The 17916-nt window shown below is 72.6% G+C and carries 13 protein-coding genes and 1 other RNA gene; 1 reads left to right on the top strand and 13 read right to left on the bottom strand.

Going from position 1 to position 17916, the window contains the following annotated elements; genetic code table 11:
* Window positions 1–219 precede the first annotated feature (219 nt).
* The 11 genes from ACZ4V1_RS00300 to ACZ4V1_RS00250 all read right to left on the bottom strand — a co-directional run bounded on the left by ACZ4V1_RS00300 (window position 220) and on the right by ACZ4V1_RS00250 (window position 15347).
* Window positions 220–2532 carry a HelD family protein gene (locus ACZ4V1_RS00300; RefSeq protein WP_468327540.1) on the bottom strand — a complete coding sequence of 771 codons (2313 nt, stop codon included), beginning with the start codon at window positions 2530–2532 and terminating at the stop codon, window positions 220–222.
* Window positions 2533–2614: 82 nt separating this feature from the next.
* Window positions 2615–3394 (bottom strand): zf-HC2 domain-containing protein, encoded by a 780-nt coding sequence (locus ACZ4V1_RS00295; RefSeq protein ID WP_468327538.1) that lies wholly within the window; start codon window positions 3392–3394, stop codon window positions 2615–2617.
* A gap of 71 nt (window positions 3395–3465) precedes the next feature.
* Complete coding sequence (locus ACZ4V1_RS00290) at window positions 3466–3990, bottom strand: sigma-70 family RNA polymerase sigma factor (protein WP_007450155.1); 525 nt, start codon at window positions 3988–3990, stop codon at window positions 3466–3468.
* Window positions 3991–4175: 185 nt separating this feature from the next.
* Window positions 4176–4766, bottom strand: coding sequence for a CGNR zinc finger domain-containing protein (locus ACZ4V1_RS00285; protein ID WP_468327536.1), 591 nt, complete (start codon window positions 4764–4766; stop codon window positions 4176–4178).
* Window positions 4767–5010: 244 nt separating this feature from the next.
* Window positions 5011–6165, bottom strand: coding sequence for a uroporphyrinogen-III synthase (locus ACZ4V1_RS00280; protein ID WP_468327534.1), 1155 nt, complete (start codon window positions 6163–6165; stop codon window positions 5011–5013).
* A 120-nt stretch (window positions 6166–6285) separates the two neighbouring features.
* Window positions 6286–7647 carry a nitrate/nitrite transporter gene (locus tag ACZ4V1_RS00275; protein ID WP_468327532.1) on the bottom strand — a complete coding sequence of 454 codons (1362 nt, stop codon included), beginning with the start codon at window positions 7645–7647 and terminating at the stop codon, window positions 6286–6288.
* Between the two features lie 150 nt (window positions 7648–7797).
* The gene (locus ACZ4V1_RS00270; RefSeq protein ID WP_468327530.1) at window positions 7798–8766 is read right to left on the bottom strand and encodes a hypothetical protein; all 969 of its coding nucleotides are present in this window, start codon (window positions 8764–8766) and stop codon (window positions 7798–7800) included.
* Between the two features lie 102 nt (window positions 8767–8868).
* Window positions 8869–10251: an acyltransferase family protein gene (locus ACZ4V1_RS00265; protein WP_468327528.1), complete on the bottom strand. Its 1383-nt coding sequence runs from the start codon at window positions 10249–10251 to the stop codon at window positions 8869–8871.
* Window positions 10248–12446 (bottom strand): polysaccharide deacetylase family protein, encoded by a 2199-nt coding sequence (locus ACZ4V1_RS00260; RefSeq protein ID WP_468327526.1) that lies wholly within the window; start codon window positions 12444–12446, stop codon window positions 10248–10250. The genes ACZ4V1_RS00265 and ACZ4V1_RS00260 overlap by 4 nt, the downstream gene beginning before the upstream one ends.
* Window positions 12446–14218, bottom strand: coding sequence for a DNA polymerase III subunit gamma/tau domain-containing protein (locus ACZ4V1_RS00255; protein WP_468327524.1), 1773 nt, complete (start codon window positions 14216–14218; stop codon window positions 12446–12448). The genes ACZ4V1_RS00260 and ACZ4V1_RS00255 overlap by 1 nt, the downstream gene beginning before the upstream one ends.
* Before the next feature lie 157 nt (window positions 14219–14375).
* Window positions 14376–15347, bottom strand: coding sequence for a LysR family transcriptional regulator (locus tag ACZ4V1_RS00250; RefSeq protein ID WP_468327522.1), 972 nt, complete (start codon window positions 15345–15347; stop codon window positions 14376–14378).
* Window positions 15348–15430: 83 nt separating this feature from the next.
* Here ACZ4V1_RS00250 and ACZ4V1_RS00245 point away from each other — a divergent pair, with 83 nt between their 5' ends.
* Window positions 15431–16876, top strand: coding sequence for an MFS transporter (locus tag ACZ4V1_RS00245; RefSeq protein WP_468327520.1), 1446 nt, complete (start codon window positions 15431–15433; stop codon window positions 16874–16876).
* A gap of 48 nt (window positions 16877–16924) precedes the next feature.
* Here the strand turns inward: ACZ4V1_RS00245 and ssrA are convergent.
* Together ssrA and smpB are read right to left on the bottom strand one after the other, a co-directional pair.
* Window positions 16925–17324: a transfer-messenger RNA gene (gene ssrA, locus ACZ4V1_RS00240) on the bottom strand.
* A gap of 91 nt (window positions 17325–17415) precedes the next feature.
* Window positions 17416–17895, bottom strand: coding sequence for an SsrA-binding protein SmpB (gene smpB, locus ACZ4V1_RS00235; RefSeq protein WP_052841735.1), 480 nt, complete (start codon window positions 17893–17895; stop codon window positions 17416–17418).
* Window positions 17896–17916: the final 21 nt, after the last annotated feature.

The following is a 17916-nucleotide window of genomic DNA, read 5'->3' as shown; positions in this document are numbered from 1 at the left end:
TTGTCTTGCGGGGATCGTTTGTTACCTTGGACGTGGCACCGGCTCGATCCAAGCCCCCGGGCCCAACCTTCGTCGCTTAGAGCGACCACTTGCCGCGAGGCGAGCATGGCGGGTCGGTGCCACCTAAGCGGAGAAGACGAGAGGCCCGCGCCGTTCCACGGCGCGGGCCTCTCGTACATCCCGCCTCTCGTACATCCCGCCTCTGCGCCTCCCGGCGCCTCAGTCGCGCAGGAGGTCCGGCACCCCTGCCGCGTCCGGCTCGTCCCGCTCGCAGGAGACGACCGTCAGCTGCCGGGTGGCCCGGGTCAGGGCGACGTACAGCACGCGCAGCCCGGCGGGCGACTCGTCGGCGATCTCGGCGGGCGAGACGACGGCCGTGGCGTCGTACTCGAGTCCCTTGGCCTCCAGGCTGCCGAGCGCCACCACGCGGTCGCCGAGCCCGGCCAGCCAGCGCCGGGCCTCCTCGCGGCGGTTCATGGCGACCACGACGCCGACGGTGCCGTCCACGAGGTCCAGCAGCCGGGCCGCCTCCGCCCGGACCGTCTGGGCGAGGGAGTCCCGTACCACCGCGAAGCGCGGCTCCACGCCCGTCGAGCGGACGGCCGCCGGGGACTCGGAGCCCGGCATGGCGAGGGCCAGCACCCTGGCCGCCAGCTCGGCGATCTCGGCCGGGTTGCGGTAGTTGACGGTCAGCTCGAAGCGGCGGCGCGGGCGGGAGCCCAGGGCCTCGTCGCGGGCCGCCGCCGCCTCGTCGGGGTCGGACCACGAGGACTGGGCCGGGTCACCGACGACCGTCCAGGTGGCGTGCCGGCCGCGGCGGCCCACCATCCGCCACTGCATGGGGGTGAGGTCCTGGGCCTCGTCCACGATGACGTGCGCGTACTCGGTGCGCTCCGCCGCCAGCCGCTCGGCGCGCTCCCACTGGGTCTCCTCACGCTGGGGCATCAGCTCGTCCAGGCCCGTGAGCTGGTCCAGCGGGTCCAGCTCACGCCGCCTGCGGGGGCGGGCCGGGGTGCCGACGATCGCCTGCAGTTCGTCGAGCAGGGCGATGTCGTGCACGGAGTGGCCCTCGCGGCGCAGCGAACGGGCCACCTTGCGGACCTCGCCGGGGTTGAGGACGCGCCGGGCCCAGCGGCCCAGCCTCCGCTCGTCCGCCATGGCCGCCAGCACCGCGCCGGGGGTCAGCTCCGGCCACCAGGCGTCGAGGAACGCGATGAAGGAGTCCTCGGAGCTGACGTCCTCGTCGAAGGAGGAACGCAGCTCGGCGGCCAGCTCGGGGTCGGTGTGCCGGGTGCCGGCGCCCGACTTGGCCCACAGCGCGTCCAGGAGCAGCCGCCGGGCGCGGGGGCGCAGCAGGTTGACGGGCGCGGTGCCGCCGAGAACGGTGCGGCGGATGTCCGCCAGCTCCGCCGCCTCCAGTTCGAGGCGGCGGCCGAAGGCGACGACGCGCAGCAGGGTCGGCGAGGCGTCCGGCTCCAGCGCCCCGCGCGCGGCCCTGCGCAGCACCCTGAGCATGCGGGAGGAGCCCTTGGCGCGGGCGGTGGCCGGGGAGTCGTACAGGGTGGCCTCGGCGCCGTCGACCAGCGAGCCGATGGCGCGGATGGCGACCTGGCCCTCCTCGCCGAGGGAGGGGAGCACGCCCTCGGTGTACGCCACCAGCAGCGGAGTCGGCGAGACGATGAGGATGCCGCCCGCGTACCGGCGCCGGTCCTGGTAGAGCAGGTACGCCGCCCGGTGCAGGGCGACGGCGGTCTTGCCGGTGCCGGGGCCGCCCTCCACGTACGTCACGGAGGCGGCGGGGGCGCGGATGACCAGGTCCTGCTCGGCCTGGATGGAGGCCACGATGTCCCGCATGGAGTGCGTGCGGGCCTGGCCCAGGGCGGCCATCAGGGCGCCGTCGCCGACCACGGCCAGCTCCTCGCCCTCCAGGCGGGCCCTGATCTCGGGCCGCATGAGGTCGTCCTCGACACCGAGGACGCGCCGCCCCTTGGAGCGGATCACCCGGCGGCGCACGACCCGGCCCGGATCGACCGGCGTGGACCGGTAGAAGGGCGCCGCGGCGGGCGCCCGCCAGTCGATGACCAGCGGGGCGTAGTCCTCGTCCAGGACGCCGATGCGGCCGATGTGCAGGGTCTCGGCGATGTCGGCGGTGCTGTCGGGCCGCAGGGCGCCCTCGGCGGGCTCGACGGCCGTGTACGCGCCGTCCGGGCCCTTCTTGCCGTCCTTGCCGAGGAGCAGGTCGATACGGCCGAAGAGGAAGTCCTCGAACTCGTTGTTCAGGCGGCTGAGGTGGATGCCGGCCCGGAAGACCTGCGCGTCGCGCTCGGCCAGCGCGCCGGGCGTGCCGACGTGGCCGCGCTGCGCGGCGTCGTGCATGAGGAACTCGGCCTCGTGGATCTTCTCCTCGAGGCGGCGGTACACCCGGTCCAGGTGTGCCTGTTCCACGCTGATCTCTCGGTCTCGTACGGAGTCCTCCCGTACGGAGTCGTGAACCGAGTCGACCGCTGAGTCCTGTTGCGCCTGTGCGGCCACCGGGCCCCCTTCTGACGTGCTGGGCAGCCGTCAAAGGTACGCGAAGGGGGGCCCGGAAGCCACGGCCCGCCCGGTGACGGGCCTACGCGTCCACCTCGACCAGCCGCTCGCCGTCGAAGGTCATGACCTCGAAGCGGTCGATCTGGTTGGGCTCGAAGGCGGCGCCGCCCTGCACGTAGAGCGGCTTCTTGCCCTTGTCGGTGGCGGCGCCCGGGAGGCCGTAGCCCCAGTCGGGGACCGACCAGGAGGTGACCGTCTCGCGTTCGCCGTTCTTGCCGACGGCGATCAGGGAGCACTTCTCGGGGCCCTTGACGTTCTTGAGCTCCAGGACCGCGTCGGTGCCCCAGGCCTTCTTCTGCAGGGCCACGGTCGCGCTGACCTCGGTGGCGGGGTCGGTCGCCGTGACCCGGTCGGGCATGGCGGCGAAGGCGGACTCGGCGGGGCTCGCGGCCTGCCGGGTGGCCTCGGTCTTCTTCCCGCCGCCGTCGTCACCGCCGCCGCCCGTCGTCGCCACGGCGGCGAACGGACCGCCGATGATCAGCGCGGCCGCGGTGCCCACCAGGTAGAAGTTGCGGCGGCGTTTGCTCGCACGGCGCTCGGCGACCTCGTCGACGAGCTTCTCCGACAGCCGCGGGCTCGGCTTCGCCGTCAGCGACTCGGCGATCGCCGGCGTACCGGTGCCCGGCAGGTCGGCGAGCGCGGCCATCATCGGCTCCATCCCGGCCAGCTCGTCGAGCTGCTGGGCGCACCATTCGCAGGTGGCGAGATGCGCCTCGAAGGCGGTCGCCTCCGCGTCGTCGAGGATGCCGAGCGCGTAGGCACCGACGGTCTCGTGCTCGTTCGGCGCCGGTGATCCCTGCATGGGGACAGAATTACCCGTATCCCCCGGGCCGAATCCCCCGCCGAAACCCTGAACTCCCCCGTACCCGCTCATCACGCCGTCACCCCCCGCTCCTCCAGTGCCAGCTTCATCGAACGCAGGGCGTAGAACACCCGGGAGCGAACGGTGCCGCTGGGTATGCCCAGTGTCTGCGCCGCCTCATTGACGGTACGCCCCTTGAAGTACGTCTCGACGAGGACCTCCCGGTGGGCCGGGGTCAGGTCGTCGAGCGCGTCCGACAGCGTCATCAGCCACAGCGCCTTGTCGATCTCGTCCTCCGCGGGAATGACCTCCAGCGGCGACGGATCGACCTCCTGCGGCCGGGCCTGCCGGCTGCGGTGGCCGTCGATGACGATGCGCCGGGCGACCGTCACCAGCCAGGGGCGTACCGATCCGGTCGCACGGTTGAGCTGACCGGCGTTCTTCCAGGCACGGATGAGCGTCTCCTGGACGACGTCCTCGGCGCGCTGCCGGTCACCCGCGACCAGCCGCAGCACGTACGCCAGCAAGGGGCCGGCGTGCTCCCGGTACAGGGCGCGCATCAGCTCCTCGTCGGGTTCCGAGGACGACTGGGACATGCGATGTCGGGCCCTCGCACCTCGATCATTGGCCACGACGGAATCCTTGCGCACGCCCACCTCCGATGTCCGGGGGTTCCCCCAGTCGGTCGCTCGCCCATCCGGTACGGACGCGAAGTGCGGCGTGTTCAAAGTGAGATGAGAGTTTTCTCGGGAGGGGCGCACCGAACGGGACGCAGCCGTACTTATCGGGCCATGGCCGCGCGGCGGCGGTGCCTGGCGACGCGCTCGCGGTTGCCGCAGATCTCACTGGAGCACCAGCGCCTGCGGCGTCCGCGGGAGGTGTCCACGTACACGATCGGGCAGTTGTCGCCCTCGCACTGCCTCAGGCTCGCCCGCGCGACGGGGTCGGTGAGCAGCTCCACGGTGTCCCGGGCGAGGGCGCCGAGCAGCGCCGCGCACTCGGGCGGCCCCGTCAACTCGCGGACCAGCACGCCGTCCTCGCCGCGGACCGCCCGCGGGGCCGGGGGCGCGGCGAAGGCGAGGTCGTTGACGCGGGCGAGCGCGAGGTCGTACGGGTGGGTGCCGGGCGCGGACCTGGCGCGGATCAGGCGGGCGGCGTGGCCGCGCAGTTCGCGGAAGCCGGCCGGCCAGGAGGCGTCGGCGTGGGACAGCGGGGTGCCGGGCGGGACGAGTCCGGAGCCGGTGATCCAGGCGCGCAGCACGTCGACGCGGTCGAGCCGTTCCATGGGATGGGTGGTGGCGATGAGGTCCAGACACATCCGCCCGGTGTCGAACCGCAGCTCGTACGGGTCGGTGGCCGTACCCAGTGCCATGTTCCTGTCACCGCCTAGGGGTTGCCCGGTGGGGCGGGCCGGGAAGGGGAGCAGGTGGACCGCTCCCTCTACAGTGCCTGCCCGATCCCGCGCCCGGAACCCCTCGCACCGGCTCCGCCCGGACATCCGCGTACGCGCCCGCGCGGCCGGGACGTGTCCGTCGCGTCGGGCGCCCGCCGGCCGGACGCGGGGCGGAGAAGGTCGCGATGTGTGCCGTGCCGTGCGCCGAGCCGTGCGCCCCGTGTCAGCCGCCGTCCGTGTACTTGGCGTCCGTGGCCGGGTCCAGGGCCAGGCGGTAGCCGCGTTTCACCACGGTCTGGATCACCTTCGGGGTGCCGAGGGACGTACGCAGGCGGGCCATCGCCGTTTCGACGGCGTGTTCGTCGCGCCCGGTGCCCGGCAGGGCGCGCAGGAGTTCCGCGCGGGGCACGACCCAGCCCGGCCGCCGGGACAGTGCCCGCAGCAGGGACATGCCGGCCGGCGGCACGGTCCTGAGCTCCCCGTCGATCAGCACCGCGTGCCCCCGGATCTCCAGTCGGTACCCGGCGACCGGCAGGGCACGCGCACGGGCCGGCAGCTCCTGGCACAGCAGTTGGACGAGGGGGCCGAGCCGGAAGCGCTCCGGCTGGACCGTGTCGACGCCGTGCGCCTGGAGCGGCACCGCGGTGACCGGTCCGACGCAGGCCGACAGCACGTCGTGACCGAGGACGGCGAGCAGTTGGGGCAGCAGGCCGCGCTCCTCGGCGCGGGAGAGGAGGGACGCGGCGGCCGGCGCGCTGGTGAACGTCACGGCGTCCAGGCCCCGGGAGACGGCGGCGTCCAGCAGCCGGTCGACGGGCCCGAGGTCCTCCGGCGGCAGCCACCGGTACACGGGCACCCCGACGACCTCGGCGCCGCCCGCCCGCAGCGACTCCACGAACCCCGGCAGCGGCTCACCGTGCAGCTGTACGGCGATCCGGCGGCCGTCCACGCCCTCCTCCAGCAGCCGGTCCAGTACCTCGGCCATGGACTCGGAGGCCGGCGACCACTCCTCCGTCAGCCCGGCGGCCCGGACGGCGCCCTTCACCTTGGGGCCGCGCGCGAGCAGTTCCACCGCGCGCAGCCGCTCCAGCAGGGCCTCGCCGAGCCCCCAGCCGTCGGCGGCCTCGACCCAGCCCCGGAAGCCGATGGCGGTGGTGGCCACGACGACGTCCGGCGCCTGGTCGAGGAGCTGTTTGGTCGCGGCCAGCAGCTCGCTGTCGTCGGCGAGCGGCACGATGCGCAGCGCCGGGGCGTGCAGGACGGCGGCACCGCGCCGCTGGAGCAGCGCGCCCAGCTCGTCGGCCCGGCGGGCGGCGGTCACGCCCACGGTGAATCCGGCCAGGGGGCCGTGGTCAGGTCGCTGCTGTTCGTCGTCCATGGCTCGCCGCGCTCCGATCGTTCACACCCACTCTCACACCCACGTGCGTCCTCACGTGCCGACCGAGCCTGTCAATGTCGCGTGACGGGCTCGGTTCGGCTTGATGTCACCAGTGTTACGTCACACCTGGGCGTAGCTGAGCTGGGCCTTCGTCTCCGCCGGGCCCTCGGGGCCGTCCGGCGTCCGCACGGCCGGGCGGCGAAGGTATACCGCCCACGTGACGGCGAAGCAGACGGCGTAGAAGGCGAGGAAGGCCACGAAGGCGCCGGTGCCCGAGCCGACCGAGAGGAAGGACTGCCGGAAGGCGAGGTTGATGGCGACGCCGCCGAGCGCGCCCACCGCGCCGATCAGCCCCATGGAGGCTCCGGAGATCCGCCGCCCGTACGCCACGGCCTCCTCCCCCCTCAGCCCCTCGGCGAGGGCCTTGTTCTGGAAGATGCCGGGGATCATCTTGAACGTCGAGCCGTTGCCGAGCCCGCTGAGCACGAACAGCACCACGAACACGGCGACGAACAGCCCGAGCGACTTCGCCATGCTGGCCGCGACGAGTACGGCGGTGGCGGCGGCCATGGCGACGAAGTTCCAGAGGGTGATCCGCGCGCCGCCGTACCGGTCGGCGAGCCTGCCGCCCACCGGCCGGATCAGGGAGCCGAGCAGCGGGCCGATGAAGGTCAGGTACGCCGCCTGGAGCGGGGTCCGCCCGAACTGGGTCGTCAGCACCTGCCCGAAGGCGAAGCTGTAGCCGATGAACGAGCCGAACGTGCCGACGTAGAGCAGCGACATGATCCAGGTGTGCGGCTGCCGCGCGGCGTCCTTGGCGGCCCCGGTGTCGTTCTTCACGGTGGCGAGGTTGTCCATGAAGCAGGCGGCGAGGACGGCGGCCACCACGATCAGCGGGATGTAGATGCCGAGCAGCACCCGCGGCCCGCCGCTCGCCCCGATGATCGCGAGCGCGGCCAGCTGGATGACCGGCACGCCGATGTTCCCGCCCCCGGCGTTGAGGCCGAGCGCCCAGCCCTTCCTCCGCAGCGGGAAGAAGGCGTTGATGTTGGTCATGGAGGAGGCGAAGTTGCCGCCTCCGATGCCGGCCAGCAGCCCGACGAGGAGGAAGGTGGAGAAGGACGTCCCCGGCTCCATGACCAGGAACGCGGCCACGGTCGGCACGAGCAGCAGCCCGGCGGAGATGATCGTCCAGTTCCGCCCGCCGAAGATCGCGACGGCAAAGGTGTACGGCACCCGCACGACGGCCCCGACCAGCGTCACCACGGACGTCAGCAGGAACTTGTCGGCCGGGGTGAGCCCGTACTCCGGCCCCATGAAGAGCACCAGGACGGACCACAGCGTCCAGACCGAGAACCCGATGTGCTCGGAGAGGACGGAGAAGAACAGGTTCCGCCGGGCGACCCGCTCCCCCGTCTCCTTCCAGAAGGTCTCGTCCTCCGGATCCCAGTGCTGGATCCAGCGGCTGCCAGGGACTGTCATGACGCCTCCACGGTGCTCCACATCTCGGTCGCTCGGTCGCACCGAAGGTAGGGAGGACGCGTTTCGGGCCGGTGGGGCTGTGGATGACCGGAAGGGAACGTTGCTCTCACCCGGCACCGGGGCGGGATGAGAGGTCGCCGCGGGCCGCCGTCAGCCCTGCGGGGACTGTGGCTGCCGGTGAGGCTGCTGCGGCGGGTAGGGCTGCGGCTGGTGAGCCTGCTGTGGCTGCTGGGGGTACTGCGGCGGCTGGGGCTGCTGGGGCTGGCCATAGGCCGCCTGAGCCGGGTACGGCTGCGACTGCGGCTGCGGCTGCGGCTGCGGCTGCGGCTGCGGCTGCGGCTGGGCGTACGGGCCGGGGGCGGGCTGCCCGTAGCCACCGGGCGCGGGCGCGGCATGACCACCGGACGCACCGGGGGCGGCGTAACCACCGGGGACGGCAGGCGCACCGGGGGACGGATAGCCGTACGGCGGCGCACCGGGGGCCGCGGGGCCGCCGCCCCCGAACGGGTTCCCGTGTCCGGGAAGTCGCGCCCCGGGCGTCAGGTACCGCACCCGGCCCGTCTCGTCGGCCACGGGCATGAACCCGGCGGCCCGCAGCCGGTCCGCGAACTTGGCGTTGCGCTTGCGGGTGACGAGGAAGCCGACGCCCAGGAGCGCCAGGACGAGCAGCCAGACGACCGCGGCCACGACGAAGTGCTCGGGCGCGCCGCCCATGCGGTAGGCGAGGACGGCGCAGCCGACGGTGGCGCCGAGCGCGGCGTACCCCATCCGCTTCTCGGCGCTCTTGCCGGTGAGGTCGAAGTTGATCCGGGCCTTGAGGAGTTCGAAGGCGTCCGGCACGAGCGGCGGCACCGAGACCCCGTCGGCGGCGTTCGGGTACTGCGCCCAGTTCTGCGCGGCCCGGCTCCGGGCCTGCGGGCCGGGGTCGGGGACGAGCAGCATCGTGAGCGAGCTGTTGGTCCCACCGCCCTGCCGCACGTCGGCGTACTCGTAGCCGAACTGCTGGGCGACGAAGGCGAGCTTGGCCAGCTTCTTCACGGACGCCATCGGGCTGGTGAGTTCGACCGGCTCCCCGCTCGCCATCAACCGCAGCATCTTCCGGGTCTGACGTCTGCTCATCCCGCCCGCTCCCCCTGACCGGCTCACGCCGCCCTGTTCACTTCCGCAACCGGGGCAGTCTCGCACGGGACGCGTCGGCACGGTACCCGTGCCCGTCCGGCGTCAGCCCCGATGGGCCGCCCGCGTCCTGGACCGGTCCCCGGTGGAACGTTTCGTGCCGTTCGGCCACAGGCGCGGTCTCCGCTTCGCCGCGAGGTCCTCGACCCAGCCGACCGCGAGGACCATCAGCCCGATGAGCGGCCAGACGAGGGCGAACATCCAGATGGTGTAGGCACCGTCGAGGGCCGCGACCGCGCGCTCACTCTGCATGAACGGCAGTTGGTAGGCCAGGTCGATGACCGGGACCGTCGCCATGATCAGCAGGTTGTGCCACAGGTAGATGGTGACCGCGCGGTTGTTGGAAAGGGTCACCAGCCTGTCCCACCTGGCCAGCCGGCCCGGGAGCTCCTGCCACGACGGGGAGTACTGGAGCAGGATCACGACGAACCCGAACGACCAGGTGGCCTGGGCCAGCGGGATGTCGTTGAGGTCCCAGCCGTCGGGGCCCAGATGGTTCGACGCCCACCACAGGCCGAAGGCCATGATCAGGGACGCGCAGGAGACGGAGACGTACCGCGGGATCTGCTTCAGCAGGCCCTCGTGGTGGGCGAAACCCAGGACCCAGCAGCCGCCGTAGACCGCGAAGTCGGTGACCGCGTTGCCCGTCTCGCCGGGGATGGTCACCACTCCCGTGCCGACGATCGCCGTCAGGCCGAGCGGTGCGAGCAGCGTCGGCCAGGGTGCCCGGCGGAACAGCCAGAGCAGCAGCGGGGAGGCGATGACGAACCACAGGTAGGCGCGCAGGTACCACAGCGGCCCGGCGGCCTGTACCGCCCAGGTGTCCTCCAGCAGGCCGGACTGGGAACCGATGTGCCAGGGGTAGGGCGGGGCGCCGATCGGGACGATGTAGTTGAAGAGCTCGATCAGCCCCCAGGCGCCCTCGCGGGCCGGGTCCTTCGTGGGGTTCCAGCCGTTCAGGAACATCATGGTCAGTACGACCGCGGCGAACACCCACATCGGCGGCAGGAGGCGGCGCACGCGACCGCGGATCACGCCCATCGCCGGACGCTTGAGCGAACGCGCCATCAGCGAGCCCGCCAGCGCGAACATCACGCCCATCGACGGGAACAGCACCGACAGCCAGGCCCAGCCGAAGAGGTGGTACACCACGACGCGGACCAGGGCGATGGAGCGCAGCAGGTCCAGGTAGCGGTCCCGGCCCGGCTTCCTGGCGGACGGGGCGGAAGCAGGCTCGGTCACGGGCTCGGTCACGGGCTCGGGCTCCGTCGCGCGCTGCCGCGGGACGGCGTACGGCATCCCCGCGGCCCCGTCCGGACCCCCCGCGTACGGGGTGGTGCCGTACGGGGTGGTGCCGTACGGGGTGGTGCCGTACGGGCCGGCCGGCTCCGGGTTCGTCCCCGTACCGGTCGTGTGTCCGTGGGTCATGCCACGGGCCTCCGATCATCGCCGCTTCGCGAACCCTGGCGCGGCACCGAGCCGCCGGGCGCCCCGACCACGCCGGTGCGCCGGAGCTTCTGCCAGCGCAGGCGGCCGCCGGTGAGCGCGGTGATCCAGGACTGGAGCAGCACTACGTACATGAGCTGGCGGTAGAGGATCTGCTGCAGCGGCAGCGAGATCAGGTGGGTCATGCGTTCGCGGTCGAGGCGGAAGGCGTACGCCGCGCAGACCGCCTGGATGGCCAGGACGCCCAGCCACGCCACGATCGTCTTCTGGGTCGGGCCGAAGACGATGCCGTAGAGCAGGAAGACGTCGATCAGCGGGGCCAGCAGCGGGGCCAGGACCATGAACAGGGAGACGAAGGGCAGGCCCACGCGGCCGAAGCGGCCCGAGGGCCCCTTCTCGATCACCGCGCGGCGGTGCTTCCAGATGGCCTGCATGGTGCCGTACGACCAGCGGTAGCGCTGGGACCACAGCTGCTGGACGGTCTCCGGGGCCTCGGTCCAGGCGCGGGCGTTCTCGGCGTAGACCACGCGCCAGCCGGCCCGGTGCAGCGCCATGGTGACGTCGGTGTCCTCGGCGAGCGTGTCGTCGCTCATGCCGCCGATCGGTGCCAGCGCCGAGCGCCGGAAGGCGCCCACCGCGCCGGGGATGGTCGGCATGCAGCCGAGGATGTCGTACATCCGGCGGTCCAGGTTGAAGCCCATCACGTACTCGATGTGCTGCCAGGCGCCGATGAGGCTGTCCTTGTTGCCGACCTTCGCGTTGCCCGCCACGGCGCCGACCTTCGGGTCGCCGAAGGGCTGGACGAGTTCGCGGACGGTGCACGGTTCGAAGACCGTGTCGCCGTCCATCATCACGACGATGTCGTGACTGGCGTTCGCCAGACCTCGGTTGAGCGCGGCCGGCTTGCCCGCGTTGAGCTGGCGGATCACCCGGACGCCCGGCAGGCCCATCGCCTCGACGATCCGGGCCGTGCCGTCGCTGGAGCCGTCGTCGATGACGATGACCTCTACGGGGTGGTCGCTGGCCATCAGGGAGAGGACGGTGTTCTCGATGCACTTGGCCTCGTTGTACGCCGGCACCAGCACCGTCACCGCTTCGGTCACCGGCGGCCCCCAGCGGAAGCCCTTGCGGCGGACCCGGCGGGCGTGGACGCCGGAGAGGAGCAGCATCAGCACGAAGCGGCCGATGACCAGCGTCCCGATGATCGCCAGGCCCACCACCAGGCCGTCGGTGATCTTCTCCGAGGCCTGGACGAGGAAGACCCAGGCCTTGCCCTTCCACAGTTCGGCGCCGGTCACCGGGCTCATCGCGCTGGGCGCGTCGAGGGCCTCGGTGAGGTTGTCGAACTCGTAGCCCTTCTTCTGCAAGTCGGGCAGGAACCTGTCCAGCGCCGCGACGGTCTGGCTGCGGTCACCGCCCGAGTCGTGCATCAGGACGATGGCGCCCTCGCCGTCCTTGGGCGTGGCGCGGCGGATGATCTCGTCGACACCGGGCCGCTGCCAGTCCTCACTGTCGGTGTTGTTGACGACGGTGATGTAGCCGCGGCCGCCGATGTACTCGGTGACCGGCCAGGACTTGTTGTCCATGGCGTCGGAGAAGGAGGAGTACGGCGGGCGGAAGAGCGAGGTGCGGATGCCCGCCGCGCCGGTGATCGCCAACTGGTTCTGCGACAGCTCCCAGTCGATGCGCTTCTTGGACTGGAAGGAGAGGTCGGGGTGGTTGAAGGTGTGCAGGCCGACCTCGTGGCCCTCGTCGACCATGCGCTCGACGAGGTCGGGGTAGCGGGAGGCCATGGTGCCGGTGACGAAGAAGACCGCGTGCGCGTCGTGCTTCTTCAGCACGTCCAGCACCCTCGGCGTCCAGGTCGGGTCCGGGCCGTCATCGAAGGTGAGGACCAGGCGGTGGTCGGGCACGCTCAGGCTCTCGGTGCGGCCGCCGCGGGCGTCGATGACCGGGCCGCCCTCGAGGATCTTCTCCGGGACCTGGTCGGTGGCGGCGGGCGGCTGGACGCGGTGGTCGGCGAGGATCTCGCTGTGCACGTATCCGCGCAGCATGAGCATCGCCGACAGGGCGACCAGGACGAGCAGCGGAAGCAGCAGACGCAGGGGCAGGCGGCGACGCCGGACGCCCTCACGGGCGCTGCGCGCGGCCCCGTGACGGCGGGTGCGGGATGCCATCAGAGGGTGTTCTCCGGGGACAGGGAAGGGGACGTGAGGGTGTTGTCCGGGCCGGCGACGATGACGGAGCCGTCATCGGGCCCGTCGGCAGGTCCGTCGGCGGGTCCGTCGGCGGGCCCGTCGGCGGAGAGCGGCCCGCTCGCGCCGTCGACGGTCGTGTCGCCGCCCGGGTCGGTGCCCGTGGTGGGGTCGCCGGTGGGCACGGTCGGGTCGACCGTGGGATCACCGCCGCCCGCCGGGGTGGACGGGTCCGTGGTGACGGGGGGCGGTACCTGCGTCGACTGCGTGGGGTCCGGGTCGGGCGCGCCGCCGCCCGGCTGCGTGCCGGCCCCGGTCTCCGAGGGCTCGGGGTCGGCGCCGCTGGTGCCGGGCTGCCCCGCGGTACCGGACGTACCGGGCACGGGGGCATCGGCACCCGGCGCCGTGGTCACGCCGGTGCCGGCCGAGGGGCTGGTCCGCGGGACGGCGCTGCCGGTGCCGGACGGCTGCGCCGACTGGGAGGGCACCGGAGTGGTGTCGACCTGGCCGGCCGGCTTGCCCTCCTGCTGGCCCTCCACGGGCAGCCACGGCGCGTTGGAGTTGCCGGACAGCAGCGTGGAGACGATGACGACGGCGTAGATCGCGCAGGCGACGCCGACGGCGATGCCGAGACGGCGGTACAGGCGGCTGCGGCGCCCCGACGCGTCGACGAAGACCGGCCCGTCCGAGCTCTCCGGGCCGCTCTTGCGGTGCCCGCTGTCGACCCGGCGAAGGACGCCGTCGCCGAGCTGGACGGCGTCAAGCTGGACCGTCACCTCGTGCGGGTCGTGGGTGTGGTCGCCGGTGTCCGCGTCGACGGCGGAGCGGGCGTCCGCTGCCGCGTCGGCGTCCGGGGTGTCCTGCCAGGGGTCGCGAAGCGCGCCGGTGGCGGGGCCGGGCGCGGCCGTGGAGAAGCCGGGCGCGGTCGGGAAGACACGGGTCGAGGCCGAAGGAGCCGAAGGAGCCGAAGGAGCCGAAGGAGCCGAAGGAGCCGAAGGAGCCGAAGGAGCCGAAGGGAGGATGGCCGTCCTGTCGGCGTCCGGGCCGGTGCCGTTCCGGTCGGTTCCGGTCGGCGGGGTGCCCTTGGGACCCGCGCCGGAGGGGCTCGTACCCGCCGGGCCCCTGCCTGCCGGGCTCGTCCTGGCCGGGGCCGGGGTGCGCTCGTTCGGGGCCGCCCCGGCCCGGCCGGTCCCGCCCCAGGTTATCCGCCCGTTTCCGAAGGGATCAGCGACCGCCCCCCGGTCCGTACGGTCTCCGCCCACCGGGCTTCCGCCCACCGGGCTTCCGCCCACGGGGCTTCCGCCCACCTGACCCCCACTTATTCGGTCCCTCCCTATTCGGGAACCGAGGATCTCCGTCTCGTCGGCACCGGCACCGCCCCAGGGGCCGGGGAATCCGGTCCCCGCGGCTTCCGGCGCAGGCTCGGCGGCGTTGCGCGGAGCCTGCGCTCCGGCACCGGCGCCCGCAGGACCGGAGGCACCGAACCATCCCGTGCCGGCCCCGGCGGACCCGGCGGCCCCGGCGGCCCCGGACTCGTCGGACGCGGCGGGCCCCCCGGACCGGGCGGACTCGTCGAACCGCCCGGGCTGGGCGAACGGCGCTCCGGCCGTCGGGAACTCCCCGGTCACCGGGAAGGCCCGGGTCGCCGGGAACAGCTCGGTGGCGTCGGCATCCTGTTTCGCTTCCGGGAGATCACGCGCCACGGACGCGGCCTGGGGCCGCTCCGGATGGGCGTCTTTTTGCCATTTCTTCACGCGCACGCACTTCCCCCCGAGGGACAGTTCCGGGTGCGCGTACGACTCCGAGCACCCGTCGGCCGAACCGGCCCCCACCAGGTTCGAGCGCCCCCTGTACCACACCGTGCTCAGGCCAAGAATGTAGCGCACGCGGAGGATGTGTGGTTGCCACGTGTCAGTTGTGGGCGGACATCACAGCGGCGTCGGCGGCGGGAATCCATCCTCCGGCGGGCCTGCGGAGCCAGCCCTCCTCGGCCGCGACCTGGGCGGCCGCCCGGCGCAGCGCTTCATACGCGGGGTGCGCCAGCCCCTTCCGCCAGACCAGTGACACCGGCGACAGCGGCACGCGGTCGACGAGCGGGCGCACCACGGTCGACGCCATGGCCGGAAAGCTCACCACGGCGAGGATCGGAATGCGCGTCTTGTCCATGATCCGCTGGAACTCCTCCTCACCGACGGCCAGCGGGACGGGTGCGGCCACCGCGATGCCGCGCCCCTCGAACAGTCGGTGCGCGAGATCCGTCCACTCCGACGTCCTCGGGTTTCCGGCCCCGGCGTACACGGTCTCGCCGGCGAGCTCGGCGAGCGGCACCTCTGGCAGCCGGGCCAACCGGTGGTCCTCGGGCAGCACGACCGCCATGGGCTCGTAGCGGACGGGCTGGTGGCCGAGACCCGCCCGCAGCGCCGGGGCGAGGCCCGCGAACCGGCCGAAGGAGAGGTCGAGGCGGCCCGCGAGCAGTTCGCCGGCGGCGTAGGTCAGCCCGCTCTCGTAACGCGCCATCAGCTCCTCCCCCGGCGCGAGTTCGCGGGCGCGCTCCAGCACCAGGCGGCCGGTGACCAGTCCGGGGGAGTTGAGGTCGACCAGCAGCGGACGGGCCTGCCCGAAGGCGGCCAGGAGGTCCTCCTGTGCCTGGAGGACGCGGCGCGCGTACGGCAACAACCGCTCGCCGTCGGCCGTCAGGGTCACCTGCCGGGTGGTCCGGACGAACAACTCGGCACCGAGTTCCCGCTCCAGGCGCCGTACGTCCCTGCTGAGCGCCTGCTGGGCGACGTAGAGGCGGGCGGCGGCGCGGGTGAAGTGGAGGTCCTCGGCGACGGTGACGAAGGCGCGCAGGAGGCGGGGGTCGACATGGGCGGGTGCGGGCATCCGGCGAATTTACAACGGGAGTGCGTGAATCGGCACGGAGAAGGTGTTGGACCCTTCGATCACCCCCGGGCGACGGTATGCCCATGCCGCAACCGCCCCACGCACACCCGGCCCACGAACGACCGCCCCACGCACACCCGGCCCACGCACACCCGACCCACGAACGACCGGCCCACGCACACCCGGCCCACGAACGACCGACCCACGAACGACCGCCCCACGCACACCCGGCCCACGCACAGCCCTCCCCGAAGACCACCTTCCTCACCGTCACCGCCGACACCCTGGTCGCCGCCGACTTCCGCCCGCGCACCCGGCGCAGGCCGCCCGGCCCGTATCGGCGCCTCCTCGCCCTGCCCGGCGCCCGAGCCTTCACGATCGGGAATCTCATGGCGCGGCTGCCCATGGGCATGTTCACCGTGAGCGCGGTCGTGATGATCGCCGGCACCCGTGGTTCGTACGCCCTCGCCGGCGCCGTCACCGCGACGGGGCTGGCGGCGACGGCGCTGGTCGCCCCGTGGACGGCGCGGCTGGTGGACCGGCACGGCCAGGCGAGGGTGGCCGTGCCCGCGACCCTCGTCGCCGCCCTCGGCTCGCTCGCCCTGCTGCTGTGCGTCCGGTACGACGCGCCCGCCTGGACCCTGTTCGCCGCGTACGCCGCCACCGCGACGACGCCCAACACCGGCGGCATGGCCCGCGCCCGCTGGGCCCACCTGCTGAAGAACAGGAAGGGCGCCGCCGACGCCCTGCACACCGCGAACTCCTTCGAGCAGGCCGCGGACGAGCTGTGCTTCATGCTCGGGCCGGTCCTCGCCGCGTTCCTGTGCACGGCGCTGTTCCCGGAGGCGGGGACGCTCGTCGGTGTGGTGCTGCTGGTGTGCGGCATGCTGCTCTTCACCGCCCAGCGCTCGACCGAGCCGCCGGCCCGGCCGCGCCCGACGGCGAAGGCGCCCTTCCGCGTCCCGGGAATCCCGCCGCTGCTGGTCGTGTGCCTGGCGATGGGCGGGGTGTTCGGGGCCATGGAGGTCGTCACGATCGCGTTCGCGGACGCACAGGGTCATCGTGCGGCGGCCGGGGTGGTCCTCGCGCTGCAGGCGGCCGGTTCCTGCGCGGCGGGTCTGCTGTACGGCGCGATGAAGCCGGCCGGGCCCGCCGAGCACCGCCTGCCGTGGTGTGTCGCGGCGATGACCGCCCTGCTGACGCTGCCGCTGCTCGCCGCGTCCCTCACCGGCTCCCTGCCGCTGCTGGCGCTCACGCTGCTGGTCGCCGGGATGGCGACCGCCCCGACGATGGTCACCACCATGACGCTGGTCCAGCACCGCACCCCGGAGGGCCGCCTGAACGAGGGTATGACCCTCGCGGTGACCGGTCTGCTCGGCGGCATCGCCTGCGGCAGCGCGGCGGGCGGCTGGGCGGTGGAGCACGTCTCCCCCACGGCCGCCTACGGCGTACCGGTCACGGCGGCCGCGGTGGCCCTGCTCCTCGCCCTGGCACCGGCGCGGCGCCCGGCGCCTCGGGCTCGGGCATGACGAAGGCCCCGCCGCGCTGGAGCGGCGGGGCCTTCGCCCACATGGGAACTGTGGAGATGGCGGGAATCGAACCCGCGTCCAACGGTGCGGAACCAGGGCTTCTCCGTGTGCAGTCCGCTTCGCTTTTCTCAGCCCCGGAGATCACGCGGACAAGTCTCCGACGGGCTCAGTCACTGTTTGGTTTCCCTCTTCACCCCGTGACCGGGATCAAGGTTTAGTCCCCTAGCTGATGCCAGGATCCGGGTCGGGAACAGCCCCGGGCTGACACTCCCTTAGTAGGAGGCTCGCTTCGCTACCTGAGATCAGGCAGCGAGGGCGAAGGCCTGCTGGGAGGAATCGCGCTTGGTGTTGGCGATTATTTTTTTCGGCCTGTGGTTTACGAGATCATGGCCGCTTCCTCGACACGCTTCCCCTGCTTCGACATCCGCTGTCGAAACCGATCATCCCCATGTTGATTTTTCAATCGACGCACCCGCCTGGGGTGCTCTCACCATCGTACGTGACCAACGCACGCGGGTGCCAGCCTATTCCCCGGGGGGTCAGGCCCGCTGCTTGCGCCGGATCGCCGAGATCGTCCGCTCCGCCTCGCGGCGGTCCTGCTTCTCCCGCAGGGTCTGACGCTTGTCGTACTCCTTCTTGCCGCGCGCCAGCGCGATCTCCACCTTGGCCCGGCCGTCCTTGAAGTACAGCGCCAGGGGCACGATCGTGTGACCGGTCTCCTGGGACTTCGACTCCAGCTTGTCGATCTCCACTCGGTGCAGCAGCAGCTTCCGCTTGCGCCGGGCGCTGTGGTTGGTCCAGGTGCCCTGGCTGTACTCGGGCACGTGCACGTTGTGCAGCCACGCCTCGTGTCCGTCCAGTTGCACGAAGCCGTCGGCCAGCGAGGCCCGTCCCTGGCGCAGCGACTTCACCTCGGTCCCGGACAGGACAAGGCCGGCCTCGTAGGTGTCGAGGATCTGGTAGTCGTGCCGCGCCTTCTTGTTCTGCGCGATCAGCTTGCGCCCTTTTTCCTTAGCCATAGTGCCGACCATTTTCGCACT

The organism is Streptomyces sp. NPDC028991, assembly GCF_055564775.1.
Note: the sequence above shows the minus strand (reverse complement) of the source record. Positions and strands in the feature narration are given on the sequence as shown.

What these genes read in the sequence shown, in the direction of transcription:
- ACZ4V1_RS00295 (WP_468327538.1), bottom strand. Translation starts at nt 3,394, where the DNA reads ATGCAGGGATCACCGGCGCCGAACGAGCACGAGACCGTCGGTGCCTAC.
- ACZ4V1_RS00290 (WP_007450155.1), bottom strand. Translation starts at nt 3,990, where the DNA reads ATGTCCCAGTCGTCCTCGGAACCCGACGAGGAGCTGATGCGCGCCCTG.
- ACZ4V1_RS00285 (WP_468327536.1), bottom strand. Translation starts at nt 4,766, where the DNA reads ATGGCACTGGGTACGGCCACCGACCCGTACGAGCTGCGGTTCGACACC.
- ACZ4V1_RS00280 (WP_468327534.1), bottom strand. Translation starts at nt 6,165, where the DNA reads ATGGACGACGAACAGCAGCGACCTGACCACGGCCCCCTGGCCGGATTC.
- ACZ4V1_RS00275 (WP_468327532.1), bottom strand. Translation starts at nt 7,647, where the DNA reads ATGACAGTCCCTGGCAGCCGCTGGATCCAGCACTGGGATCCGGAGGAC.
- ACZ4V1_RS00270 (WP_468327530.1), bottom strand. Translation starts at nt 8,766, where the DNA reads ATGAGCAGACGTCAGACCCGGAAGATGCTGCGGTTGATGGCGAGCGGG.
- ACZ4V1_RS00265 (WP_468327528.1), bottom strand. Translation starts at nt 10,251, where the DNA reads ATGACCCACGGACACACGACCGGTACGGGGACGAACCCGGAGCCGGCC.
- ACZ4V1_RS00260 (WP_468327526.1), bottom strand. Translation starts at nt 12,446, where the DNA reads ATGGCATCCCGCACCCGCCGTCACGGGGCCGCGCGCAGCGCCCGTGAG.
- ACZ4V1_RS00250 (WP_468327522.1), bottom strand. Translation starts at nt 15,347, where the DNA reads ATGCCCGCACCCGCCCATGTCGACCCCCGCCTCCTGCGCGCCTTCGTC.
- ACZ4V1_RS00245 (WP_468327520.1), top strand. Translation starts at nt 15,431, where the DNA reads ATGCCGCAACCGCCCCACGCACACCCGGCCCACGAACGACCGCCCCAC.
- smpB (WP_052841735.1), bottom strand. Translation starts at nt 17,895, where the DNA reads ATGGCTAAGGAAAAAGGGCGCAAGCTGATCGCGCAGAACAAGAAGGCG.